This window comes from Pyxidicoccus sp. M6 (assembly GCF_055568925.1).
Genome location: NZ_CM145714.1, coordinates 9,167,566 through 9,190,712, shown reverse-complemented (window position 1 = coordinate 9,190,712; position 23,147 = coordinate 9,167,566). Strand labels below are relative to the sequence as shown.

At 70.1% G+C, this 23,147-nt stretch carries 22 protein-coding genes; 10 read left to right on the top strand and 12 right to left on the bottom strand.

Annotation, left to right across the window (positions count from 1 at the left end):
• Both ACVTJA_RS35985 and fabF read right to left on the bottom strand, forming a co-directional pair.
• The gene (locus ACVTJA_RS35985; RefSeq protein ID WP_465826605.1) at positions 1-1,665 is read right to left on the bottom strand and encodes a helix-turn-helix domain-containing protein; all 1,665 of its coding nucleotides are present in this window, start codon (positions 1,663-1,665) and stop codon (positions 1-3) included.
• Positions 1,666-2,007: 342 nt separating this feature from the next.
• On the bottom strand, positions 2,008-3,252 hold the full coding sequence (gene fabF, locus ACVTJA_RS35980) for a beta-ketoacyl-ACP synthase II (protein WP_465826603.1): 1,245 nt from the start codon (positions 3,250-3,252) through the stop codon (positions 2,008-2,010).
• A gap of 190 nt (positions 3,253-3,442) precedes the next feature.
• Between fabF and ACVTJA_RS35975 the strand changes: the two genes are divergently transcribed.
• A complete protein-coding gene (locus ACVTJA_RS35975; RefSeq protein WP_465826600.1) occupies positions 3,443-3,958 on the top strand; it encodes a PaaI family thioesterase in 516 nt (171 codons plus the stop codon).
• Positions 3,959-3,971: 13 nt separating this feature from the next.
• Entirely contained in the window at positions 3,972-4,595 is a 624-nt protein-coding gene (locus ACVTJA_RS35970) for a TetR/AcrR family transcriptional regulator (RefSeq protein ID WP_465826597.1), read from the top strand.
• Between the two features lie 14 nt (positions 4,596-4,609).
• On the opposite strand, the gene ACVTJA_RS35965 is transcribed toward ACVTJA_RS35970, so the two are convergent.
• Positions 4,610-4,945, bottom strand: coding sequence for a hypothetical protein (locus ACVTJA_RS35965; RefSeq protein ID WP_465826595.1), 336 nt, complete (start codon positions 4,943-4,945; stop codon positions 4,610-4,612).
• 103 nt (positions 4,946-5,048) lie between these two features.
• On the opposite strand from ACVTJA_RS35965, the gene ACVTJA_RS35960 reads away from it, so the two are divergent.
• The 5 genes from ACVTJA_RS35960 (at position 5,049) to ACVTJA_RS35940 (ending at position 9,251) form a co-directional block, all read left to right on the top strand.
• Positions 5,049-6,515 (top strand): M61 metallopeptidase family protein, encoded by a 1,467-nt coding sequence (locus ACVTJA_RS35960; protein WP_465826593.1) that lies wholly within the window; start codon positions 5,049-5,051, stop codon positions 6,513-6,515.
• Between the two features lie 94 nt (positions 6,516-6,609).
• Positions 6,610-7,239: a YceI family protein gene (locus ACVTJA_RS35955; protein ID WP_465826590.1), complete on the top strand. Its 630-nt coding sequence runs from the start codon at positions 6,610-6,612 to the stop codon at positions 7,237-7,239.
• Positions 7,240-7,288: 49 nt separating this feature from the next.
• Positions 7,289-7,558, top strand: coding sequence for a hypothetical protein (locus ACVTJA_RS35950; RefSeq protein ID WP_465826588.1), 270 nt, complete (start codon positions 7,289-7,291; stop codon positions 7,556-7,558).
• A gap of 107 nt (positions 7,559-7,665) precedes the next feature.
• Complete coding sequence (bufB, locus tag ACVTJA_RS35945) at positions 7,666-8,514, top strand: MNIO family bufferin maturase (protein ID WP_465826585.1); 849 nt, start codon at positions 7,666-7,668, stop codon at positions 8,512-8,514.
• Positions 8,511-9,251 (top strand): HvfC/BufC family peptide modification chaperone, encoded by a 741-nt coding sequence (locus ACVTJA_RS35940; RefSeq protein WP_465826583.1) that lies wholly within the window; start codon positions 8,511-8,513, stop codon positions 9,249-9,251. Before bufB ends, ACVTJA_RS35940 begins: the two co-directional genes overlap by 4 nt.
• Here ACVTJA_RS35940 and ACVTJA_RS35935 read toward each other — a convergent pair.
• From ACVTJA_RS35935 to ACVTJA_RS35900, 8 genes are all read right to left on the bottom strand, one after another.
• On the bottom strand, positions 9,197-9,826 hold the full coding sequence (locus ACVTJA_RS35935; RefSeq protein WP_465826581.1) for an SCO family protein: 630 nt from the start codon (positions 9,824-9,826) through the stop codon (positions 9,197-9,199). The two genes, ACVTJA_RS35940 and ACVTJA_RS35935, sit on opposite strands and share 55 nt — an antisense overlap.
• Complete coding sequence (locus tag ACVTJA_RS35930) at positions 9,823-10,629, bottom strand: formylglycine-generating enzyme family protein (RefSeq protein ID WP_465826578.1); 807 nt, start codon at positions 10,627-10,629, stop codon at positions 9,823-9,825. Before ACVTJA_RS35930 ends, ACVTJA_RS35935 begins: the two co-directional genes overlap by 4 nt.
• Positions 10,626-12,164 (bottom strand): copper-containing nitrite reductase, encoded by a 1,539-nt coding sequence (nirK, locus tag ACVTJA_RS35925; protein WP_465826575.1) that lies wholly within the window; start codon positions 12,162-12,164, stop codon positions 10,626-10,628. Before nirK ends, ACVTJA_RS35930 begins: the two co-directional genes overlap by 4 nt.
• 510 nt (positions 12,165-12,674) lie before the next feature.
• On the bottom strand, positions 12,675-15,455 hold the full coding sequence (locus ACVTJA_RS35920) for a PKD domain-containing protein (RefSeq protein WP_465826571.1): 2,781 nt from the start codon (positions 15,453-15,455) through the stop codon (positions 12,675-12,677).
• Between the two features lie 3 nt (positions 15,456-15,458).
• Positions 15,459-16,550 (bottom strand): carboxypeptidase-like regulatory domain-containing protein, encoded by a 1,092-nt coding sequence (locus tag ACVTJA_RS35915; RefSeq protein WP_465826569.1) that lies wholly within the window; start codon positions 16,548-16,550, stop codon positions 15,459-15,461.
• Positions 16,550-18,190 carry a caspase family protein gene (locus tag ACVTJA_RS35910; protein WP_465840602.1) on the bottom strand — a complete coding sequence of 547 codons (1,641 nt, stop codon included), beginning with the start codon at positions 18,188-18,190 and terminating at the stop codon, positions 16,550-16,552. Before ACVTJA_RS35910 ends, ACVTJA_RS35915 begins: the two co-directional genes overlap by 1 nt.
• 9 nt (positions 18,191-18,199) lie before the next feature.
• Positions 18,200-19,009, bottom strand: coding sequence for a hypothetical protein (locus ACVTJA_RS35905; protein ID WP_465826565.1), 810 nt, complete (start codon positions 19,007-19,009; stop codon positions 18,200-18,202).
• 6 nt (positions 19,010-19,015) lie between these two features.
• Positions 19,016-19,591 carry an RNA polymerase sigma factor gene (locus tag ACVTJA_RS35900; RefSeq protein ID WP_465826562.1) on the bottom strand — a complete coding sequence of 192 codons (576 nt, stop codon included), beginning with the start codon at positions 19,589-19,591 and terminating at the stop codon, positions 19,016-19,018.
• Between the two features lie 165 nt (positions 19,592-19,756).
• On the opposite strand from ACVTJA_RS35900, the gene serC reads away from it, so the two are divergent.
• The 3 genes from serC to ACVTJA_RS35885 all read left to right on the top strand — a co-directional run bounded on the left by serC (position 19,757) and on the right by ACVTJA_RS35885 (position 21,883).
• Positions 19,757-20,845 carry a 3-phosphoserine/phosphohydroxythreonine transaminase gene (serC, locus tag ACVTJA_RS35895; RefSeq protein ID WP_465826559.1) on the top strand — a complete coding sequence of 363 codons (1,089 nt, stop codon included), beginning with the start codon at positions 19,757-19,759 and terminating at the stop codon, positions 20,843-20,845.
• A 39-nt stretch (positions 20,846-20,884) separates the two neighbouring features.
• Entirely contained in the window at positions 20,885-21,445 is a 561-nt protein-coding gene (locus tag ACVTJA_RS35890) for a chalcone isomerase family protein (RefSeq protein ID WP_465826557.1), read from the top strand.
• 183 nt (positions 21,446-21,628) lie between these two features.
• Positions 21,629-21,883, top strand: a complete 255-nt coding sequence (locus tag ACVTJA_RS35885; RefSeq protein ID WP_465826555.1) for a GlsB/YeaQ/YmgE family stress response membrane protein — start codon at positions 21,629-21,631, stop codon at positions 21,881-21,883.
• A 48-nt stretch (positions 21,884-21,931) separates the two neighbouring features.
• Here the strand turns inward: ACVTJA_RS35885 and ACVTJA_RS35880 are convergent, their stop codons facing one another.
• Positions 21,932-22,972 (bottom strand): PA0069 family radical SAM protein, encoded by a 1,041-nt coding sequence (locus ACVTJA_RS35880; RefSeq protein WP_465826552.1) that lies wholly within the window; start codon positions 22,970-22,972, stop codon positions 21,932-21,934.
• Between the last annotated feature and the right edge of the window lie 175 nt (positions 22,973-23,147).

Here is a 23,147-nt window from a genome sequence, read left to right as displayed (position 1 = left end):
TCAGGCGTCGCCACCCTTGCGGCGACGGGACGCCTTGTCCAACGAATCGTCCTTCTCGCTCATGTGAGTCCCGTTCACGGGAGCCGCGTGCGCGTCATGGGAGCCATTCACGGCCGCGCCCGGCGGAGGCGCATGGCCGTGGTCCGAGGCGTGGTGGCCGTTGCGCTCCTTGTCGCCCTGCTCGTGGACGAGCAGCGGCGAGAAGAAGCAGTCCTTCTTCGTGTACTCGTCGAAGGCGAAGGCGAAGCGGTAGCTGGCGGCCGCGCGCTGGTTGCAGTCCGTGCGCTCGCAGAAGCGGCAGGAGATGCCGGACGGAATCGCGTCCTTGCGCAGGTCCGTGGTGGGCAGGCCGTACGCGAGGTACTTCGCGTTCTCCGCGTGCGTCCCCAGGCCGATGGAGTACGCCGTGCCCTTCACGATGGAGCCTTCAATGGGCTGCAGCTGCACCTTCGCGAAGCAGAAGTACGTCGTGCCGTCCGGCATGATGGAATACTGCCGCGTAATCTGGGACGGGTTGAGGAAGGCCAGGTGCACGGCCCACTTCGCGCAGCTTCCGCCGCCGGTGGCGAAGCGGATGCCGGTGCCGCTGTATCGCTTGGAGATGTTGCCGGCGATGTCCGCGCGCAGGAAGTGGAACGGGATGCCCGGGCGCTTCGGGTCTGACAGGTTGCAGAGCCGGTGGGCCACCGTCTCGTAGGTGGAGCCGAAGATGCTGGAGAGCAGCTCCACGTCGTAGCGCGTGCGCTGCACCTCCTTGAAGAAGTCCCCGTAGGGCAGCATCAGCGCGCCGGCGAAGTAGTTGGCCAGGTTGACCTTGATGAGCCGCGCCGTCTCCGCGTGGCGCATGCGGCCCGCGCCGAGGATGCGCTCCACCAGCTTCTCGCGGTCCATGACCAGCAGGCCAATGGACGCCGCAATCTGGAACTTCAGCGGCTGCTCGGTGAGGAAGGGCGAGAGGGTGAGCGTCTTCTCCTCCGCGTCCAACCGCCGCACCACCGACGAGCCGCTGGGCGCCGGGTCGTCGAAGAAGACGCGGTAGCCGAAGCGCTCCTCCAGCAGCCGGATGAGCTGGCCGCTGGTGAGCTGCCGCTCCAGGCGCACGTCGCGGCGCAGCGCCTCCGCCTGCTCCTCCAGCTCCGGGAAGTAGTTGCGGTGCTTCTCCAGGAAGTCGCTGACCTCGTCGAAGGGCGAGTAGTCGAAGCGGACGCCCGGCACCGTGCCGTTCTGCGCGCCGCCCTGCGCCCGCGTGCGCTCCTCCACGTTGAGCTGCGCCAGCACGTTCTCCAGCTGCGTGCGCGTGTTCTTGTAGAGGTTGAAGAGCGCGGCCACCGTGCCGGCCAGCTTCGGCTCGGCGGACAGCGACTGGAGGGACTCGGGGTCGATGTCGAGGCTCTTGAGCAGCGGCTCGTCGAGCAGCTTTGCCAGTGCCTCGTCCACGCGGCCCTCGCCCAGCGTGGACATGAACTGCTCGGGGTCCTGGTCGAAATAGCGCAGGGCCTTCCAGAGCAGCGGGAAGGGCATCACCCGCTTCCCCTTCTCGATGAGGTTCAGGTACGCGGGGGACACCCCCAGGTCCTTGGCCGCGTCCGCCTGCTTGATGTTGCGTGCAAGGCGCAGCCCACGGAGCTTCAGGCCCACGTTGGCGTTCAGTGCGTTGTCGTTCATGGCCGATTCAACGGCCCGTGGATCGCGCTGGACCTCACGCTCCCGAGCCATGGGTCCACTTTGCAAATCGATTTACCGATTTGCAATGAACGTTTTGGGCCGGGGGGACCCCTGTCGGGCGGGCGACGGAACAGGTGCCCGCCAGCGCCACAGCCCTGTAGAAATGGCCGTAAGCATATGTAATCACGATGCTTTCGGGCTATGGGCGTGTGGGCTCCAGCAGGCCTTTGCCGCACTTTGTCAAAGGTTTACTGGCGCACTGCGACATGCGGTCCACAGCGCGTCAGTAAACAGGATTTCAAGGTTTACAAAGATAGAGCTGGTGATGCGGCGAGGTGGCGCTCACCGGTCCGCGCGCTGGAAGACGAGTGTCACGTTGGTGCCGCCGAAGCCGAACGAGTTGCTCATGACGGCGTCGACGCGGGCCTCGCGGGCGATGTTGGGCACGCAGTCGACGAGGATTCGCGGGTCCTTGCGCTGGAGGTTGATGGTGGGCGGGAGCACGCCGCGCGTGAGGGCGAGCACGCAGATGACGGCCTCGGCGGCGCCGGCCGCGCCATTCATGTGGCCCGTCATGGACTTGGTGGACGAGACGGCCAGCTTGCGCGCGGCATCGCCGAAGACGCGGGCGACGCCCTGCATCTCCAGCGCATCGCCGATGTCCGTCGAGGTGCCGTGCGCGTTGAGGTAGCCGATGTCCGAGGGCGAAAGGCCCGCGTCCTTCATCGCCGCGCGCATGCTGCGCTGGGCGCCCTCGTGCTCGGGGAGGGGCGAGGTGACGTGGTGCGCGTCGGAGCTGGCGCCATAGCCGGACAGCTCCGCGTAGATGCGCGCGCCGCGCGCGCGGGCGTGCTCCCACTCCTCGAGCACGAGCATGCCGGCACCCTCGGCGAGCACGAAGCCGTCGCGGTCCACGTCGAACGGACGGCTGGCTTCCTGCGGCGCATCGTTGCGCGTGGACAGGGCCTTCATCGCCGAGAAGCCGCCAATGCCCAACATGGAGATGGGCGCCTCCGCGCCGCCGGCCAGCGCGGCGTCGAACTCGCCGCGCTGGATTCCGCGCATCGCCTCGCCGATGGCGTGGGCGCCGGTGGAGCACGCGGAGTTGGTGGACCAGGACGGGCCCTTGATTCCGTGGCGCATGGTGACGTAGCCGGGCGCCAGGTTGATGAGCATCTGCAGGATGAAGAAGGGGCTGATGCGGTCCGGCCCCTTCTCCAGCGCCTTGCGGTGCGTCTCCTCCAGGCTGGAGATGCCGCCGATGCCCGAGCCGATGACGGTGGCCACGCGCTCGGCGTTCTCCGGGGTGATCTTCAGCCCCGAGTCCTTCAGGGCCATGTCCGACGCCACCACCGCGAACTGCGCGAAGCGGTCCATTCGACGCGCCTCGCGCCGCTCGATGTAGGCCTCCGGGTCGAAGCCCTTCACCTCACCGGCGAAGCGGGTGTCGAGATTGCTCGCGTCGAAGAGGGTGATGGGGCCCACGCCGCTGCGCCCGTTCACCAGGGCGTCCCAGCTCTTCTCCATGTCCGTGCCCACCGGGCTGATGAGCCCCATTCCCGTCACCGCGACTCGGCGCTTCTGCATGTCCTTGTTCTCCCCGCACGGGTGGGGCACTGAACGGGCCGGCCACCCAAACCCCAGTTTCGCACGTGCGCGCAATGGGGCTTTGTATTATGACCATCATCCAATCAGTGCAAGCACGTGTGACGTCACAGCCAGCGCTTTCTGGGGCTTATGGAATGACGTCCATCATTCAATCTGGGAGGTCGTGCCGATGAGCGATGGGAGCCGGACTCGGACGGTGACGTGGAGGGACCCGCGAGAGGGCGTGGCGAAGGCGAAGACGCTGTCGGGCCTGGAGTACCTGCGCGCCATCGTCCGGGGCGAGGTGCCCGGGGCGCCCATCGCGGAGTTGATGGGCTTCAGGCCGGTGGAGGTCTCGGAGGGGCGGGCGGTGTTCGTGGTGGAGCCGGGGGAGTACCACTACAACCCGATTGGTACGGTGCACGGCGGGCTGGCGGCCACGGTGCTGGACTCGGCGCTGGGGTGCGCGGTGCACTCCACGCTTCCGGTGGGCGCGGGGTACACGACGCTGGAGCTGCACGTGAACATGGTGCGGGCGATTGCCCATGACACGGGCCGGCTGACGTGCACGGGGGAAGTCGTGCACGTGGGCGGGCGGGTGGCCACGGCGCAGGCGAAGCTGACGGATGCCTCCGGGAAGCTGTATGCCCACGGCACCACCACGTGCATGCTGTTCCGGCCCCCCGCGGCGGGAGGCCGCGAGTAGGAGACGCCAGCCGATGCGGTACGGACCCGAGCACAAGCAGGCCACGCGCGAGCGAATCCTGACGGCGGCGGAGAACCTCTTCCGCAGGCAGGGCTTCGAGGGCGCGAGCGTGGAGCGCGTCATGCGCGCGGCGGGGCTGACGGTGGGCGGCTTCTATGCCCACTTCGCGTCGAAGGACTCGCTCCTCGCGGAGGCCGTGCGCGCCTTCTTCCAGCGCAACGGCGAGCGGTGGCTGGGCGGGCTGGAGGAGCTGCGCGGCGCGGAGTGGCTGAGCCACTTCGCGCACCGGTACCTCAGCCGGAACATCCGCGACAACATGGAGACGGGCTGTGTGATGCCGGCGATTGTCTCGGACCTGTCGCGCGGGACGCCGGAGGCACGCGAGGTCTTCGCCGAGGGAATCGACGGGCTGGCGAAGCAGATGGCGGAGCACGTGCCGGGCATGGACGGCGTCACCGCGCGCAAGCGGGCGCTGGCGACGGTGACGTTCCTCATCGGCTCGATGACGCTGGCCCGGGCGACGAAGGGACTGCCGCTGTCGGACGAAATCCTGGAGGCGGCGCGGGAGTTCCTCATCGCGCACGCGAAGGGCGCGGAGGAGGCGGCGGCTCCGGCACCCGGGAAGAAGTCACCCTGAAGTCGCGGTGGGGCTCACCACCACCGGATGGCGCCACCGCGTGGCGTACTTCGCCCCTTCCTGTACCGCCATGACGCGTACGCGCCCGAGACGAGCAGTATCGGGAGCATGCCGGCGCCGAGCAGGAACATGACCACCACCAGGGATGCGAGGACGTACCAGTGATAGTGGTCCTTCCAGCCGCTCCGCTTGGGTTTGCCCGCGACTTCGCTCACGGGACGCCATGGCTCCGTCTCCGAGAGACGAATCTGGTCCGTGGGCTCCACCATGCCGGTCGACAGGGCCTGACGGACATCTTCCAGGTTGCGATAGGTGGCCTCGCCATCGGGCGTCCGGATTTGAACGGGCATGGGGCGCGACTGTAGTCCGGACGGTGGAGGCGGACACAGTCACGAGTCGCCGGACACGTTCGCGTATTCTCGCGTGCGCTGGCGAAGCGCTTCGAGGTGACGCGTGGGACGCAGACGGGATGGCACCACGGCTTCGGTACACGCGTGGCTCGTACGTGCGCGAACAGCCGCGTTGCTCTTCCTCGCGCTCACCGCGCTGTCCTGTCAGACGTCCGCGCGCCCACGTCCCGTGGGAGACCCGGCGGCGCTCCGCTACAACATCACCTACGTGCGCGAGCCCGAGCACTCGCTCGATGTCGAAGTCGTTCTCGTGCGGGGCGCGCCTCGCGAGTTCCTCTTCAGCGAGCCCGGCGGTGTGGACACCGTACAGGTCTGGAGCGACGACGGTGACCTGCGCTCACTGCCCGTCCACGACGGCGCGGTGAGCCTCCCGTCCGGCACGCGCTTCCTCCGCTACCGCTACGCCATCGACGCGCGCATCCGCGAGCACGGGCCGGACTTCTTCGGCGGCATTGGCGACGGTGACGCGCGCCACGTGGCCGGACGCGAGTACCTCATCCGCCCGCGCGTGGTGTCGCCGGACCTGCGCGTGGAGCTCTACGTCGAGGGCGTGGACGCACTGCTCCCATGGACACCAGGGGAGGGCGGGCTCTATCGGCTGCGCGGCGAGGACCTGGTGGACTCCGGCTTCCATGGCTTCGGAGGACGCCGGTGCCAGGCGCGGCTGCCCGACGCCGTGCTCGACGTCGGCATCATGGGAACCTTCACGCACCTCACCGACGCGGACCTCTGCGCGTGGCTCCGTCAGGCCGCGGAAGAAGTGCGCACCGTGCGCCGTGCCTTCCCGTATCCGCGCATCTCCGTGCGCGTCATCCCCGTGGCCGCGCGCCGCGGCTCCAGCCTCTTCGGCATGGTGCAGTGGAGCTCTCCACCCAGCATCTCCATCCTCGTCGGCCGCGACACGGAGGTCTCCGCCTTCGCGCGCGACTGGGTCGCCGTCCACGAGATGCTGCACCTCACGCACCCCGTCCTCATTCCTCGCGTGCCGTGGCTCTCGGAGGGACTGGCCACGTACTTCACGGAGGTGGCGCGCGCTCGCTCGGGACGGCAGAGCGCGGAGCGCGCGTGGGAGGAGCTCGTGGACGGCTTCTCGCGCGGACGCGCGCAGTCAGGCGGGCGCACGATGGAGGAAGTCGTGGCGGGCAGGCCCCACTCGCTCGGCGTCTATTGGACGGGTGCCCTCTTCGCGTTGCATCTCGATGTGGAATTGCGCCGTGTCACTGGAAACAAGCGCCAGTTGGAGGACGTGCTCGAGCTGCTCGCGGAGCGCGGGCCCACATCCACCTTCGGTGCATTCGGCGCGGCGGTGGACTCCGTCGCGGGACAACCGCTCTTCGACTCGCTGCTCGAGCGCCATCTCCGGAGGCCGTCTTTTGCTGAAGTGGAAGGTCTGCTAGAAGCTCTCGGTGTCAGGGCTGACTCGGGCGGCTCGGTCAAGCTGGTGCCGGCCCGGGACAGTCCGTTGCGTGAGGCGATGGACGGCCGGCGCATCCGCGGCGCCGGGTTCTGAACGAAAAAAGGCGGGACGGGGGCTGTAACCGGCGGACGGGAGCTGCGTACCGGATGCATCCGCGAACTTCCGACACCCGTAAATGAGGTCCGAAATGCGACTCCGCCTCCTCTCGCTCGCCGCGCTGCTGTCCCTTCCCGCGCTCGCCGCAGAGCCCACGCCCGCCTCCACGACGCAGGCCTTCGTCTTCAACGACCCGAACAGCCGCGACACCGTGGCCTTCATGCTGGACGCGCCGCTGGAGGTCATCAACGGCCTGTCCAATCAGCTCCGCGGCCGCATCGAGGTGAAGGGCAACAAGGCCAGCGGGAAGTTCCAGGTGCCCGTGAAGTCTCTCAAGACGGGCAACGAGACGCGCGACGGCCACCTGCAGAATGATCGCTGGCTGGACGCGGCGAAGAATCCGGACATCGTCTTCGAGTTCGCCGACCTGGCGCTGCCCGCCGCGCTGGAGCCGGGCAAGCCGCTGAAGGTGCAGGGCAAGGGCCGCTTCACCGTGCACGGTGTCACCCGCGAGGAGCCGGTGGAGGTGACGGCCACGTACTTCAAGGAGTCCGCCGAGACGAAGAATCGCGCCGCCGGTGATTTGCTGCGCGTGCGCGCGAAGTTCCAGATTCCGCTCGAGGCCTACGGCATCAAGCGGACGGAAGCGCTGGTGCTCAAGGTGGGGGAGACCGCCGAGGTCTCCGTCGACGCCTGGGGCTCCACGCAGTTCAAGCTGTAGCAAGCAGTCCGTCGTTCACCCCCCAAAGCAGTCGAAAGGAAGCAACACCATGAACGTCAAGACCCTCGCGGCGATCGTCGGCACCCTCTCCCTGTCCGCGCTGGCCACCGGCTGTGCGTCCACCAAGTCCGCGGAGGCCCAGCCGGCCACCGCCGAGAAGGGCGCCGAGGGCAGCTGTGGCGCGAAGGCCACCGAAGGCAAGGGCGCCGAGGGCGGCTGCTCTGGCCAGAAGCAGGAGGCCGCTCCGGCCGCGACCCAGGAGAAGGGCTCCGAGGGCAGCTGCGGCGCCGGCTCGTGTGGCGGCGCGAAGAAGCAGTAATCGCGCTCGAGTCCGGGGCCGGTGAAGACCGGCCCTCGTGCTCACCGGGCGGTGGGAGGAATGCTCCCGCCGCCCGTGTCGTTCCTGCCTCCCGAGGAGGAGTCCCGGTGGTTGCCACCTACGCGCAGAGACACGGGCTGAAGCCGCTGGGCGCGGGAATCGGCCTGCGGCGGAGCTTCTACGAGGAGCTGCCCCGCACCGAGCGCCCGCTCGACTGGGTGGAAATCATCCCGGAGAACTTCCTCACGCTGGGAGGACGTCCGCAGCGCACCCTCGACGCGTGCGCGGAGCGGTGGCCGGTGCTGCCGCACGGCGTGGGCCTGGACATCGGCGGGCCGGACGCGCTGGACGTGGACTACGTCACGCGGCTGGCGGCGCTGGTGAAGCGCGTGGACGCGCCATTCTTCTCTGACCACCTCTGCTACTCGCGGCTGGACGGTGTGTACCTGCACGACCTGCTGCCGCTGCCCTTCAGCGAGGCCGTGGTGGAGCACGTGGTGCCTCGCGTGCGTGAAGTCATGGCGCGTGTCGGGAAGCCCTTCCTGCTGGAGAACCCGAGCTACTACGCGCGCATGCCGGGAGGCACGCTGTCCGAGGCGGACTTCCTGCGGCACGTGGTGGAGGAGGCGGACTGCGGCCTGCTGCTGGACGTGAACAACGTCTACGTCAACGCGCTCAACCACGGGTACGACGCGCGTGCCTTCGTGGACGCGCTGCCGCTGGAGCGGGTGGTGCAGGTGCACCTCGCGGGGCACACGCGCTATCCGGACGTCATCATCGACACGCACGGCGACCGCGTCTGTGACGACGTGTGGGCTCTATACCGGTACGTGTTGGAGCGCACCGGCCCGGTGGCGACGCTCATCGAGTGGGACCAGGACATCCCGTCGATGGACGCGGTGCTGGACGAGGCGGACGTGGCGCGCGCGGCGCTGCGGGAGGTGGCGGAGCGATGAAGCCTGGGCTGAAGCACTTCTTCGACAGCATGGGCGCGTACTTCGCCCGTCCCGGCGCGGAGTCGCTGGAGCGGTTGTTCTCGGAGCACCCCGGCTGGGACGCGCAGCGCGGCCGCGTGGCCGTCTATGGCGACTTCGTGCGCGGACACGTGCGCGGCGTGCTGGAGAAGATCTTCCCCCTGGTGCGCGGGACGGTGGGGCCGGAGGCGTGGAGCGCGCTGGTGGAGGGCTACACGCTGACGCGGCCCGCGCGGCACCACGAGCTGAACCACCTGGCCGAGGGCTTCCCGGCCTTCGTCGCGGACGCGGCGGCGGCGCGAGGGCTGGCGGCCTTCGTGCCCGCGCTGGCCCGCTTCGAATGGACGGACTTCGCGGTGTTCGCCTCCGATGCGGCCATTCCGGAGCGCGTGGACCGGCTGACGCCGAACCCCACGCTGGCGGTGCTGGAGCACCCCTTCAGGCTCTGCGCGTACGTGCGCGCGAAGGGCGCGAGAGCGGAGCCTGAAGCGGGGGAGGAGCTGGCGCTCTTGTGGCGCCATCCGGAGCTGCTGGTGACGTACTACGTGGAGGCCACGCCGCCCGCGCTGCTGGTGCTGAAGATGGCGGTGGAGGGCCTGGCCATCGCCGACGTGGCCGCGGCCACCGGCATGCCCGAGGCGGAGCTGCGCGGCGCGGTGGAGCGCTACTCCCGCGACGGGCTGGTGCTGGCGCCGGTGAGCGCGGTGAGCCTTTCCTGAAGTCCGTCCAGCGGCACGTCGGGCCCGGACAGCCGCGTGTCGACGACTCCCTCCGCGTCGAGCAGGGTGATGACGGACTCGTGATTCATGCCCCCTCCAGGGACGGTGCGGTAGCGGATGCCCAGCACCGCGGCCACGTCCCGCACGCCCGCGTCGTCCGTGCGCAGCAGGCGCCACCGTCGCGAGTCCACCCCGTGCGTCCGGGCCAGTCGCTTCATGGCCTCCGGGGTGTCATGCGCGGGGTCCAGGCTGACGAGCACGATGCGGACGCGCGCCCGCGTCTCGGGCGCCATCGCGGCCTCGATCCGCTTGAGGCGCGCGAAGAGCAGCGGGCAGGCCAGGGGGCAGGTGCCGTAGAACATGCTGAGCAGCACCGGCTGCCCCCTGAAGTCCTTCAGTCGCGCGGCCTGGCCATCCTGGTCCGTGAAGTCCGTCGGCAGCAGGTACAGCGACAAGTCGGGCAGCGCGCGGTCCGTGACGGGCCCGGCGGCGGTGGCTCCCGGCTGCTGGGGCGGAGGCGCCGCTGCGCTTCCGGTGGCGAGCGTCATCAGGGCCGCGAGGATGTGTCTTCTCATGGTGCTCCCTCCGTCAGGTCCCTCGCACAGCGGAACCCGAGGTTGCCTGTCGTGTAGCGCGCCTGCAGAGAGCCTCGGAACGCGAGCCGCATGAAGCTCGCGTAGTCGCCCTTCTCCCCGGAGGAGAGTGCCCCGGCGCCGCAGAAGCGGGAGTTGCCCTGGGGCGTGCCCTCCCGACTGTCCTCGCTGACGAGCGTGTTGCCGAAGTCCAGCACCCACTCCCAGACGAGCCCGTGCAAATCCCTCACGCCCCAGACATTGGCGTCCGTCTGGCCGACGGGGGGAAGCACGCGAGGCGTGGGCCGTGAGTACCAGCGCAGCAACTGCTCACGGAAGGCTTCCGTGTCTCGTGCATCCACCTCGGTGCTGCTCGCCGCGGCGGCGAGCTCCCATTCCACCTCCGTGGGCAGCCGGGCCCCCCGCGCCTCGCAGTAGGCCCGCGCGGCGAACCAGCTCACGCTCACCACCGGGGCGTCCGGAGGGGCGTCCGGCCCGAGCCGCAGCGCTCCCGCCCAGTGGCGCAGGTAGCCCTCGTCCGCGAAGAGCCGGGGGACTGCCCCGCGTTGCCAGGCGGGGGCCGCGCGCACGAAGGCGAGGAACTGCCCGTTCGTCACCGGCACCCGGTCCAGCCAGAAGGCCGCCACCGGTACCCGTTGCTCAGCGGGGCTGGGGACATAGACGGGACGCAGCGTTCCGGGGCCGACCTTCACCATGCCGCGAGGCGCGGGTACGGCGTGGGCGGAGAGGCTGGTGAGCCCCAGCAGCCCCGCCACGAGCACGCTCGCGCGCCTGCCCCGGCTCAATGCGCCGCTCCGGCGGGACGCTGCGTCGTGGCGCGAACCTCCGCCACCTCCGCCGCCGTGACGGCGTCGCCCCGGTTCCCCCACGCGTTGCGGACGTAGGTGAGGATGTCGGCCACCTCGTCGTCGTTGAGCTGGCTCATGGGCGGCATCACCGAGTTGAAGGTAGCGCCTTTGACCTGCACCGGGCCGCTCAGCCCGTTGAGGACGATGCCGATGGAGCGGCGCTTGTCCGCCATCAGGAAGTCCGACTGGGCCAGTGGCGGGAAGACGTTGGCCAGTCCCTGGCCCTCGTTCTGGTGACAGACGGAGCAGGTGCCCGCGAAGAGGTTCTTTCCGGCCGCGACCTGCTCCTCCAGGGACACCTTCCCCTGGCTGCGCTTCTGGGTGACCTCCTCGACGGCGGTCGACGGCTCCGCCTTGTCCGCGAGGTACACCGAGTCCACCTCCTTGCCGGAGTAGACGTCCTTGCGCTCCGGCCCCTCCACCTTGAGCATTCCCAGCGCGCCCTTGTTGAACGCGCGGAAGATGGAGTGGTCCACCAGCACGTAGGTGCCGGGCGCCTCGAGCGTGAACTCGACGATGGCCGAGCCGCCCGCGGGCACCAGCGTCGTCTGGACGTTCTCCTGGTAGCGCGTGCCGCCCTCCGTGTAGACGCGGTCGAACACCTCGCCGATGACGTGGAAGCTGCTCACGAGGTTGGGGCCGCCGTTGCCGAAGAAGATGCGCACGCGTTCTCCCACCCGGGCCTTCAGCGCGTTGTCGCCCACCAGCGCGCCCTCGGAGCCGTTGAAGAGGACGTAGGTCGCGTTCTCCTCGATGGCCTTCTGCATGTCGAAGGGCTGCACGCCCTTCTCGCGGTACTTGCCCACCGTGTAGAAGTCGCCCTGCACCACGTAGAACTCGCGGTCCACCGGCGGAAGCCCCTCGGGCGGCTCCACGAAGATGAGGCCGTACATGCCATTGGCGATGTGCATGCCCACCGGAGCCGTGGCGCAGTGGTAGATGTAGAGCCCCTGGTTGAGCGCCTTGAAGGTGAACTGGGATTCATGTCCCGGCGCGGTGAAGCTGCTCGTCGCCCCACCGCCGGGGCCGGTGACGGCATGCAGGTCGATGTTGTGCGGCATCTTGCTGCTGGGGTGATTCCGCAGGTGGAACTCCACCGTGTCGCCCTGGCGCACGCGGATGAAGCGGCCCGGTACCTGTCCGCCGAACGTCCAGAAGGTGTAGTCGACGCCGTCCGACATCCGCATCACCTTCTCCAGGACCTCCAACGACACGACGACGCGCGCGGGAGTCGTCCGACGCGGCGGAGCGGGAACCGAGGGGGCGAAGGTGAGCTCGGCCTGCACCGGGGGGCCTTGCGGCGGGCCCAGGTCGCCTTGCGCCGAGCCGCCCGTGTCCGCCGGCAAGCGGGCCGTGGCGGACTGTGAGGCGGCGCGGGGCGTGGCGCCAGGAGCGCCATCGGCCTGCGTACACCCCACGGCCCCGCCTACCAGCAGGCAGGCGGCGATGCACCAGAGGGGACGGGTGTGCATGTGCAACTCCTTTGCGCGGACGCAAGGGGACGGGGCGTGAGGCGGGGAGCGCCCTGCCGGGTGGGATTGGCGGGAGTGGCTGCGAACCACGTGCCACCTCACGCGTGGCGGCCCTTCGCTCGGAAGGCCTGCGGGCCCGCGGCCGCAGCGGCGTAAGTGCTGCGCCCGGAGAGGACCTCCGCGCGGCTTCTTGCGCGAGCGTGGCGTCCTCGCACGTGGGAAGGGGACAGGGGCTCTTGGCGAGGCGGCGGCGCTGTATTCGCGTTCCGCGTGGATGCCATCTCCCCGCCTTGGCATCGGCACAGGGAGGCCCGGTGAAGAAGGGCCCTGGATTCGGCGCCGCCACCTTCAGCGGTGCCGCGTTTCTACTGACTGGGAGTTGCGCCGCTTCACGGGGGCTCAGGCCCGGTGGACGCGCGGCCCCGCTTTGAAGATGTATTTTAAATGCATATTTTGCGCGGAGGCTCCGGGCGCACCGAAAGCCCGACGCAAGGGGCCGGAGGCGGCCTTCTACGGTGCCGAGTAGCTCGCCACGCCCTTCGCGGTGGCGATGTAGCGGACGCCCTCGGGCGTCATGAGCAGCGCGCGCACGTCCGCGTCCGGCAGGCCCTCGTTGGTGCCGAACAGCGTGACGATGTCCGACGCCACGTCGTAGCGCACCAGCCCGCCCTTCGTGCCGGCCCACACCACGTCGCGTGAGCCGCTGCTCGTGGTGCGCCGCTCGAAGAGGAGCGCGGACACCTGCTCGTCCGCCAGGGACCACGGCGTGGCGCGGAGCGCGGGGCCGGGGCTGCCCAGCGCGCTGAAGCCCCGGCGCGTGCCCGCGAAGACCTGTCCCTCCGGGCCCACCGCCAGGGACAGCACGTCCGTGTCCGGTACCTCGGGCGGCACGTGGAGCGCCACCGTGACTTCGGCCAGCGCCGGTTCGAAGCCTTCACCCACCTGCACCGTCAGCTCGGCCAGGCCCGTGGACGTCGCCGCCCAGACCTTCACGCGCGAGGGCGTGGACATGGGCGCCACGGCCACCTGCCGCACCTCGCGACCCTCCAGCAGCCGCTGTCCGACGACGGTGCCGGCGCGTCCGCCCAGGGAGGGGTTGCTCGCGCGCGTCAGCACGAGGCCGCACGGGGTGCCCAGCAGCAGCAGGTCCGGAGCCTCCAGCGCGGCCACCGCCGTCACCTGGTCCTCCCCGGCGCTCAGGGGCCCGCCCGTGAAGCGCGTGCAGGTGCCCTCGACGCAGCGGTGCACGCCGCCGCCGTGCGTGCCCACGAAGAGCACCTCGCCGCTCGTGGCACGCAGGGAGAACAGCGCCCGGGCCGGCGCGCTCACGCCCAGCGTTCCCACGGGAGGCTGCGTGCTGAACACCGAGGACGCCTCTCCGTCCACGAAGCGCAGCGAGTCACCGGAGAGCGCCAGCGCCACGGCGGAGTCGCCCGCCACCACGTCCATCAGTCGGGGGCGCCCGGTGGGAAGCACCGTGAAGGAGGCCGCGGCCCGGCCCACCGCGCCGTCGCGATTCTCGGCGAGCAGCACCACCGTGTGCCGCCCCATGGCGGGCGCGGTGAGGGTGGCGATGGGGTTGTTGCCGGCGCCCATCTCCACGTTGTTGCCCTGGCTGTCCAGCCACGCCAGCCTCGCGAGCGCGCCCGGCGACTCCACGTCCTTGATGGCGCCGGTGGCGACAATCGACTGGCCCTCGCGGCACGGCTCCTCGAGGCAATTCGTCGCGCCCTGGCGCAGGGTATCCACGCTCACCTTCGGCGCCCCATTCACCGTCACGGTGACGGTGGCGTTGCAGGCCAGGCCCCAGGGGTCCGTCACGGTGAGCGTCAGCACGTGCTCGCCGGGCGTCATCAGGCGGCTGCTGGTGGTGCTCGCGCCGCTTCCCAGCGCGCCGTCGCGAGAAGACGTCCACTCGAAGCGCAAATCGCCCTGCGGGTCCTCCACGTCCGTGGCCGAGCCCGTCAGCGTCAGCGGCCGCCCGGCATTCACCACGGCGGCCGGACGCGGCGCCTGGATGGTGCAGCCCGTGGGCGCCGAGTTGACGATGACGCGCACCTGCTGCTCCGCGCAGCCCCGCAGCGTCTCGTCCTCCGGGTCCACCGCGCACAGGGAGAGCGTCTGCGTGCCCGACACGGTGAGGACGGCCTCCACGGTTTCACCGGTGCCCAGCGGGGTGGAGGACGTGCTGGAGGCCCAGGTGGGCGTCAGCGCCACGCCCGTCTCCGGGTCCGTGCAGTGGCCGTGCAGCAGGCTGGTGGCACCCCGCAGCAGGCGCGCGCTGTCCAGCGGTGCCTCGATTTCACACCACGGGGGCAGGTTGGTGACCAGCCTGATGCGGACGCTGTCCGTCGCCGTGTTGCCCAGGCCATCCACCACGCGCGCCGTCACGGTGTAGTCGCCGGGCTCGGTGAAGGTGTGCTCCACGGAGGCGCCCGTGCCGAGCTCCACGCCGCCCGGCTCCAGCCCCCACCGGATGGCGCCGTCCAGGTTGCCCGCGCCACTGTCCGCGTTGAAGTCCTGCGCCGTGGCGCGGAAGAGGAGGGTGGACGCGAAGGGCACGGGCTCGCCCGTCTTCACGAAAACCAATTCCTGCTCCGGGCGGGTGATGAGCACCGAGGGCGCCCGCGTGGCGCGCACCGTGACGCGCACCGTGGCGGAGGTGCTGGCGCCGGTGGCCGGGTCCGTCGCGGTGCAGGTGAGGGTGTCCTCGCCCGCCACCCGCAGCGTCGTCCGCGCCGTCTCTCCCTGGGGCAGCGGGCCCGTCAGCGCGGACGTCCACTGCACCGCGCCGCCCGTCAGCTTGTCGCCACCGATGGTGACGGCCTCGCATTCCAGGTCGAGGGGCTCGCCCAGGTTGAAGGCACCGCCGGCCGCGGGGCGAACCACCGTGGCGACGGGGGCGCCCGGGCCCAGCACGCTCAGGTGCAGCGACGCGCTCGTCACCTGGCCGCCCGAGTCCACCACCGTGGCCGTCAGCGTCGTGTCACCTTCTACGCGGAAGGTGGCGGTGGCGCTGCGGCCCCGGGCGAGCTGCCCCTGGCGAGAGGACACCCACAGCACGCCCTCGCCCAGCGTCTCGCCGTCCTCCGCGTCCTCGACGGCCGCCTCGAGCTCCACGCGCTGGCCCACGCGCAGCGCCGCCGTCGTCCCCTCCGGACGGAGGATGCGCAGCACGGGAGCGGCGTTGGGCGCGGGCTGCGATGGGCCCGGCGTCGTGTCGCAGGCCCAGAGGCCGGCGGCGACGAGGGCCAGGACCAGCCGGGCGCGGAGATGGGGCAGCGGATTCACGGTTCAGTGCTTCGGCCGGCAGACACGGCCGGAAACGGAGTCCAGGCACTGCAGCGAGCCCGGGCACTCGCGGTTCGACGTGCAGGGGACGGTGCATGCCCCGTCCACACAGAGCCCGTCCGTCAGCCCCAGCTCCCGGCATGCGCCGTCGCTGCCGCAGGGCGTGTTCAGCCCCAGCAGCGCATGGCAGCCCTCGAAGCGCGCCGCGTCCGGCAGGCACCGGCCGGCCTGGCACGTGAAGCCCGCCTCACAGCCGTCCGTGGAGCCGACACCCTCGCCGCACATCGCCACGCACGCCGCGCCGCCCTCGGGCAGGTCCTGGCAGCTCGTGCCCGCCTGGCACTTCCAGTCCCCGTCGCACACGGCGCACTGCGGGCCCGCGCCCTCGCAGCGGAAGCCCTTGCAGGAGAGGCCCGCGCCACACTGCGAGTCCTCGTAGCACTCCACGCACTTGTTGTTGGTGGGCGCGCACACCAGGCCGTCCGCGCAGCCCGTCACCGCGCAGCCGCGGTTGACGTACTCCGGGTCCGCCTCGAGCGTGATTTTGAGCTCCTTCTTCTCCCCGGGCCCCACGCACCCTCGGGCCTGCGCCAGCGGGAAGCCCGTGGCGGAGACCGTCACGTCGTAGCACCCGTCCGGAAGCGGCCCCACCCGCAGCTGCCCCGAGTTGTCCAGGGTCAGCCGCTGGAAGGGCGTGCCCACCACGGACACCTGCGCGCCCGTCACGCGCTCGCCCTGCGAGGCCTTCACCTTCATGTCGAGGAAGCCCGCGGCGTTGGGCGCCACGCCCTTCACTTCAATCGACTGGCCGCCCTGCACCGTGACACCGACGCGGATGGCCTTCTCCGCCGTGGCGACGATGAACAACTCCGCCGGACCCGCCGGAACGCCCTTGAGCTCGAAGCGCCCCTCTTCATCCACATCGCTGCGCACACCGGGCTGGCCCACCAGGGTCACCAGCGCCACGGTGGCGTCGAACTCCGTGAGCTGGCCGCGCACGGTGCCCACGCGGAACGGGTCGTTCCGGATGTTGCCGCACGCGCCCGTCGTCAGGGCGAGCACCGTGGCCATCGCGATGTGGAAAGTCGAGCGCATCAGAACCGATACCCCGCGCCGGCCCATCCGCCGGTGAAGCCCACGGCCTGTCCCTGCCCATCCACCACCACGTACGTCAGCATGAGCTGGGCCTGCGACATCAGCTCCAGCCGCTCACCGACCCGCCACACCACGCCACCCACCACGCCGGGGCTCGCCGTGAAGAAACTCTGGCTCCCCGCGAAGGCCTCCACGTCGAAAGACCGCCCCAGGTACAGAGCGGCCACACGCGGGCCGGCGAACAGCGTCACCCGCTCCCAGCGCCACAGGTAGGGCAGGGCGACGCCGCCGGTGAAGGTGGTGTAGCCGAAGGGCACCTCGCTGCCCGGTGCCACCTGCAGCTTCTGCTTCCCGGTGCTGAAGGCCACGTCGAAGAGCAGCGCCCAGTCCTGGAGCGGCTTGTCCTCCAGCCGCAGCGACAGCGCGACTTCCGGCGCCCGGGGCAGCAACTCGTTGCGGCTGCGAGCATCCGCGAAGGTGAACATGCCGCCCAGCAGCGACAGCGAGCGCTGCGGGAAGGCCTCCGACAGCAGGCGCTCCAGTGGGAGGCGCTCACCGGCGTTGACCTGCACCTCGCGCCGCACCAGCACCGAGTCGCCCTTGGTCAGCTCCACCGTGCGCTTGCCCGGCACCACCGCCGCGCCGCCGGGAAGGTCCGTGCGGGTCTCCCCGTCCACCTTGAGGGTGAAGCCGTCCAGGCGCGGGTTGTAGGAGAACAGCTCCGGCCGCCCCGCCCGGGAGATGCTGCCGGACAGGACGACGGGGTCCGCGCCCACTTCCAGGATTTCCGCCGACGGGCGCTGGCGTCCCTCCGTGAAGGCGAAGGTGCGGCGGCGCGCGTAGTCATGCGCCTCGGTGGCGGTGACGGCGCCGTCCACGTTGCGGTCCGCGGAGCCGCCCAGGCCGTCGATGAGGAAGTGGGTGTAGATGTCGTTGCGCAGCCCCTCGTCCTCGCGCGCCGTCTCGCCCCAGTCGCAGGCGGCGAACACCAGCGAGGCGCGCGACGACTCCTCCAACGGCCGCGCGTAGAAGCCGGACTTGATGCCGGCGAGCTCCGCCTCCAGCTCCTTGGGCAGCAGCGACTTGCCGCTGCCGCTGTGGCAGGTGGCCAGCACCAGCAACCGGCGCCGGCTGGCCAGCGAGTCGAACTCCGCCTTCAGTGCGTCCATGGACAGCGCCGTCTGCGGAATGGCGCGGTAGGACGCGTCGCGCGTCACGAGGTAGCGGCGCAGCTCGCCCTGGTTGTCGCGTGCCAGCGTGCCGTGCGCGGAGAAGTAGACCACCACGACGTCGTCGGGGCGGTGTGCCTCCTTCCGCAGTTGGCGCAGCGCCGCGAGGATGGAGGCGCGCGTCGTCTCCTCCGGGCGGGTGAGCACGCGCACCTGGTCGAACCGGCCGCGCGCCGGGTCTCTCAGCGCGTCCGCCAGGTCCGAGGCGTCCTTCGTCGTGTAGCGCAGGCCCCGCCAGTGCGGGTCGTCGAACTCGGAGATGCCTACCAGCAGCGCCATGCGCCGGGGGGTGTAGGCACTGGACAGCGCTTCCTCATCCAGCCGCAGCGGCACGACGCCGCCCTTCTCCATGGAAGTGGAGCCAGCACACGCGGCGAGGCCCGCCAGCAGGATGGGAAGGAGGTGCTTCACAGTCATGTGTCAGCGGGGATTCTGACTGCTTCCCACGCTGACGTCGAACCGAGTCACGGCGAGCCTGTTCTGTTCCCAGGCAGGGCTTCCACTCACCAACACATCCCGCACCGCGTCGGCCGCCGGCTCTTGATTTCCCGCCGCCCCCACCAGCCAGAGCGTCACCGGGCCGGACTCGCCCTCCAGGCTCACGCCGGCCAGCCCCTGCGGCCCCTCCAGGTCATGCGTCCCCGCCTCGAGCGGGAAGCGGCCGAGCAGCTCGGGCTCCTGGCCGTCCCGCTGCTGGAAGAGCAGGGCGGTGCCGGCCTCGGTGGCGTGGTAGCGGAGCAGCAGCACGTCCGCCTCCTCCACCGGAGACTCCGGGTCCAACCGCCTCAGTCCGCCGTCCGCGGCGCGCGCCACCACGGCCAGCTCCAGCGCGATGTTGCCGCCCGGACCCTTGATGCCGTCCGACGCCGGGCCGGTGTCCTCAATGGGCGTGGGCGCGCGCAGGCGGGGCACCAGCACCACCGCGAGGACGCTGGCGGCGATGGCGCCCGCGATGACTCCCCAGCGGCGGGCGTCCGGCCGGCCCTGACGCAGGCCGCGGCGCACGCGCGCGAAGCCCACCTCGTCCAGCGGGGCCTCCTCCGTCGCCGTGGGGCCCATGCCCAGGAGCAGCGCGTCCACCCGCCCGTCGAGCACGTCCGGGCTGGAGTGCGTGGCGAGGAACTCCTCACAGGTGTCACAGGCGTTGGCCAGGTGCTCGCGGAAGTACGCGACGGCCTCCGGCTCCCGGCGTTCCAGGGCGCTCAGCGCGTCGGCATTCAGGTGTCTCATCACGTCTCACTCCCACCGACCGGCGAGCACCCGCCGGAGCAACTCGCGCTTGATGCGGGAGCGGAACCGCTCCAGCCGCATCGTCACCGCGCTCTTTCCCACGCCGAGCTTCTCGGCAATCTCACGCGCGGACAGCTCTCCTTCAATGTAGAAGAGCTGCACCGTCCGCTTCTCCTCGCCCTCCGGCAGCTCCGCGATGAGCCGCCGCACCACCTCGATGTCGCGCTCCAACTGGAGCGCCTCAGGAATATGCGGAACCGACTCCGGCTCCGGGTCCGCGACATCGTCCTCCAGCCGCCGCGTGCTGGACTTACGCTCCAGCCGCGTTCGCGCGCGGTTTCGGGCAATGGACAAGAGCCATGCCTCGAAGGCCCCCACCTCCTTCAAGCGCGGCAGCGCCCGGAAGGCCCGGACGAAGGTTTCCTGGATGACGTCCTCCACCTCATCCGGGTCCAACGGGGCGAACCCCGCCACCAGCCTCGCCACCATGGGGCGCGAGCGCCGGTACAGCTCACTGTAGGCGGACGCATCCCCTCGCGACGCCCGCAGCACCCATTCCGTCAACCCCTCCGAGGAACCCACCTGACCTCCAGACCCGCTGAATCATCCGTCGGCCACGCACCTACCCTGGAAAAAGCCGCCGCACGCACCGGGGAGCGGGCGGACGGGCACCTTCGTGCTGGCCCCCAGGGGGCCTCCAGGGAGAAGAATGCCGCCACGGCCGTTCATCTTCAAAAGGACACTGCCATGCGCGTCATCAACTTCAACCCCGGACCTGCTGGACTGCCCCTCCCCGCGCTGGAGCGCGCCCGGGACGAGCTGCTCGAGTTCCAGGGCTCCGGCATGTCCATCATGGAGCACAGCCACCGGGGCAAGGAATACGAGGCCGTCCACAACGAGGCCATCGCCCTGCTCACGGAGTTGCTCGGCATTCCCGCCACCCACCAGGTCCTCTTCCTCACCGGTGGCGCGTCGCAGCAGTTCGCCCAGGTGCCGATGAACTTCCTCACCCCGGACACCAGCGCGGACTACCTGATGACGGGGGTGTGGAGCGAGAAGGCCTTCGACGAGGCGAAGTACTACGGCAAGCCCCGCATCGCCGCCACCACCGTCCAGCCCGACAAGCACTACACGCGAGTGCCCCGCCAGGACGAGCTGAAGCTGGACCCGAAGGCGGCCTACGTCCACATCACCAGCAACAACACCATCTACGGCACCCAGTGGCACACCTTCCCGGACGTGGGCCAGGTGCCGCTCGTCGCGGACATGAGCTCGGACTTCATCTGGAAGCCCATGGACGTGAGCCGCTTCGGCCTCATCTACGCGGGCGCGCAGAAGAACCTGGGCCCCTCCGGCGTGACGCTGGTGGTGGCGGACAAGGCCTTCATCGCCAGGGGGCGCAAGGACATCCCCAAGTTCTTCCGCTACAGCATCCACGCGGAGAACAACTCGCTCTACAACACGCCTCCCACCCTGGCCATCTACCTGGTGCGCAACGTGCTGGCGTGGGTGAAGGACGTGGGCGGCCTGACTCAGTTGGAGAAGTGGAACCGCGAGAAGGCGGCCATTCTCTATGGCGCCATCGACCGCAACGCCGGGTTCTACCGCCCGCCGGTGGAGCGCGAGTCCCGTTCGGTGATGAACGTCGTCTTCCACCTGCCCACCGAGGAGCTCGACGCCGCCTTCGTCGCCGAGGCGAAGAAGGCCGGAATGGTTGGCCTGAAGGGGCACCGCACCGCGGGCGGCATCCGCGTCTCCACGTACAATGCCGTGACGGTGGACAATGTGCGCACGCTGGCCACCTTCATGGACCACTTCGTGAAGACGCGCGGCTAGGCTGCGTCCAACCGAACGGATTCCCTACCCGGAGGTCTCATGAAAGCCACGTTGACTGCCGTCGCGTTGACCCTGCTGCTCGCCGCTCCCGCGTTCGCCAAGGAGGTCCAGGGGGTGAAGTACCCGGAGACGGCCACGGTGGAGGGCAAGGAGCTGAAGCTCAACGGGGTGGGCGTCCGCACCAAGTTCGTCTTCAAGGTCTACACCGCGGGGCTGTACGTGGAGAACACGTCGGATGACGGCGCGAAGATCATCAACGCCGACGAGCTGAGGCGCGTGCGCATGTACATGCTGAGGGACCTCGACAAGAAGACCATCTCCGAGGCCATGGCCGACGGCTTCAAGAAGAACGCCGGCTCGAAGATGGCGGAGCTGCAGCCCAAGCTGGACACCTTCACCGCGGCCCTCACCGACGTGAAGAAGGGGGATGAAATCATCCTCACCTACGTGCCCGGCCAGGGCACCCGGGTGCAGAGCGCCAAGGGCGGTCAGCAAATCACCGTGGAGGGCAAGGACTTCGCGGACGCGCTCTTCTCCGTCTTCGTGGGGAAGAACCCCGTGGACGACGGCCTGAAGAAGGGGATGCTCGGCAAGGACTGAGCGCCTTTTCGGGCCGCGGCTCCGGCGCCCCGTGTCCCTCCTGGTGAGGCACGGGGCGTCGGTGTTTCGGGGCCCTACGTGTGGGCCTGTGCAATTCCCGGGCGCTTCATGCGTAGGGAAGGGCAGGTCCGGCTGCACGGCGGTGGCGGGTTCTGATAGCAACCGGTGGGCAAGGAGGACGTCATGGGTATCAGTATCTGCACGTGGCTGGTGCTGGGCGGTATCGCGGGCTGGCTGGCCAGCATCATCAAGGGCACCAATGCCCGCATGGGGATGTTCGCGAACATCGCCACCGGCATCGTGGGCTCGATGATTGGCGGCTGGCTGTTCAACCTGATTGGCGGACGGGGGGTGACGGGCCTCAACCTCTACTCGCTCATCGTGGCGACGGTGGGCTCCGTCATCCTCATCAGCATCGTCCAGGCCATACGAAAGTAGGGCCCCGGGTTTCCCAAGCTCGGAGTCGCGGGTTCGTGCTCCGTCCGCTCAGAACAGGCTGAGCTGGGGCGTGGGCGGCGGCCTGCGCTCCGGGCGCCGGAAGGTGTCCGGGGCGTCGGGCTCGGTGACGGAGGAGGTGCGGATGCCGGCCTTCCTCGCCGCCGTGTGGAAGAGGCGGTGGATGGTCTCCGCGTAGAGCCCCTCGCCGCGCATGCGGCTCTTGAAGCGCGAGTCGGTGAGCTCCCCGCCGCGCGTCTCGCGGATGCGGTGCAGCACGCGCTCGGCGCGCAGCGGCAGCTTCGCGCGCAGGCGCTCCTCGAACACCTGCTGCACCGGGCCGGGCAGGCGCACCAGCGTGTGGTGCGCGCGGGTGGCGCCGGCCTCGCGCGCCGCGGCCAGCACCCGGTGGATGTCCTCGTCGTTGAGCCCCGGGATGATGGGGGACACGGACACCGCCACGTCGATGCCGGCCTCGGTGAGCCGCCGAATCGCGAGCAGCCGCCGGCTGGGTGACGCCGCGTACGGCTCCATGGCACGCGCCAGCTCCGCGTTGTGGAAGGGCAGGCTGATGCTCACCCACAGCCGCGCGTCCCGCGCGAGCCGCTGGAGCACGTCGATGTCGCGCTCGATGAGCACGCCCTTGGTGATGATGCCCACCGGGTTGCGGTACTCGGCGCAGACCTCGAGGCACCCGCGCGTCAGCCGCATGGACGCCTCCAGCGGCTGGTAGCAGTCGGTGACGCCGCTGAAGACCACCGTCTCGCCCTTCCACGACGGCTTGTCGAAGGCCTCTCGCAAGAGCTCCGGAGCGCGCGGCTTCACCACCAGCTTCGTCTCGAAGTCCGTGCCCGCGCCCATGTCGAGGTACTGATGCGTGGGCCGCGCGTAGCAGTACGCGCACGCGTGGAGGCAGCCCCGGTACGGGTTGACGCTCCAGGTGAAGCAGACGTCCGGGCTGTCGTTGCGGGACACCACCTGCCGGCTGTGGTCCTCGAACACCTCCAGCTTCGAGGGCGGAATCTCGTCCAGGTACTCCACCGCGGTGCTCGCCCACGGGTTGGGCGGATTGTCGATGGGGCGCGCCTTCACCCGCTCAAAGTGAGCCTGAAAGCACGTTCAGTCAAGGGCCTGTTTGCTCGTCCGGGGCCCTTCGTCCCGCGTGAGGAGAGGCGGCCATGGCCCTGGCGGCCCGCCTGCTTCCAGGAGCCAGGGGACAGCCAGGGGCATGTTCAGCGGCTGCCGCTCGGTTGTGGTGAGCCGAGGC

Coding starts and splice junctions, on each gene's coding strand:
- ACVTJA_RS35985 (WP_465826605.1), bottom strand. CDS start 1,665: ATGAACGACAACGCACTGAACGCCAACGTGGGCCTGAAGCTCCGTGGG.
- fabF (WP_465826603.1), bottom strand. CDS start 3,252: ATGCAGAAGCGCCGAGTCGCGGTGACGGGAATGGGGCTCATCAGCCCG.
- ACVTJA_RS35975 (WP_465826600.1), top strand. CDS start 3,443: ATGAGCGATGGGAGCCGGACTCGGACGGTGACGTGGAGGGACCCGCGA.
- ACVTJA_RS35970 (WP_465826597.1), top strand. CDS start 3,972: ATGCGGTACGGACCCGAGCACAAGCAGGCCACGCGCGAGCGAATCCTG.
- ACVTJA_RS35965 (WP_465826595.1), bottom strand. CDS start 4,945: ATGCCCGTTCAAATCCGGACGCCCGATGGCGAGGCCACCTATCGCAAC.
- ACVTJA_RS35955 (WP_465826590.1), top strand. CDS start 6,610: ATGCGACTCCGCCTCCTCTCGCTCGCCGCGCTGCTGTCCCTTCCCGCG.
- ACVTJA_RS35950 (WP_465826588.1), top strand. CDS start 7,289: ATGAACGTCAAGACCCTCGCGGCGATCGTCGGCACCCTCTCCCTGTCC.
- ACVTJA_RS35940 (WP_465826583.1), top strand. CDS start 8,511: ATGAAGCCTGGGCTGAAGCACTTCTTCGACAGCATGGGCGCGTACTTC.
- ACVTJA_RS35935 (WP_465826581.1), bottom strand. CDS start 9,826: ATGAGAAGACACATCCTCGCGGCCCTGATGACGCTCGCCACCGGAAGC.
- nirK (WP_465826575.1), bottom strand. CDS start 12,164: ATGCACACCCGTCCCCTCTGGTGCATCGCCGCCTGCCTGCTGGTAGGC.
- ACVTJA_RS35915 (WP_465826569.1), bottom strand. CDS start 16,550: ATGCGCTCGACTTTCCACATCGCGATGGCCACGGTGCTCGCCCTGACG.
- ACVTJA_RS35905 (WP_465826565.1), bottom strand. CDS start 19,009: ATGAGACACCTGAATGCCGACGCGCTGAGCGCCCTGGAACGCCGGGAG.
- serC (WP_465826559.1), top strand. CDS start 19,757: ATGCGCGTCATCAACTTCAACCCCGGACCTGCTGGACTGCCCCTCCCC.
- ACVTJA_RS35890 (WP_465826557.1), top strand. CDS start 20,885: ATGAAAGCCACGTTGACTGCCGTCGCGTTGACCCTGCTGCTCGCCGCT.
- ACVTJA_RS35885 (WP_465826555.1), top strand. CDS start 21,629: ATGGGTATCAGTATCTGCACGTGGCTGGTGCTGGGCGGTATCGCGGGC.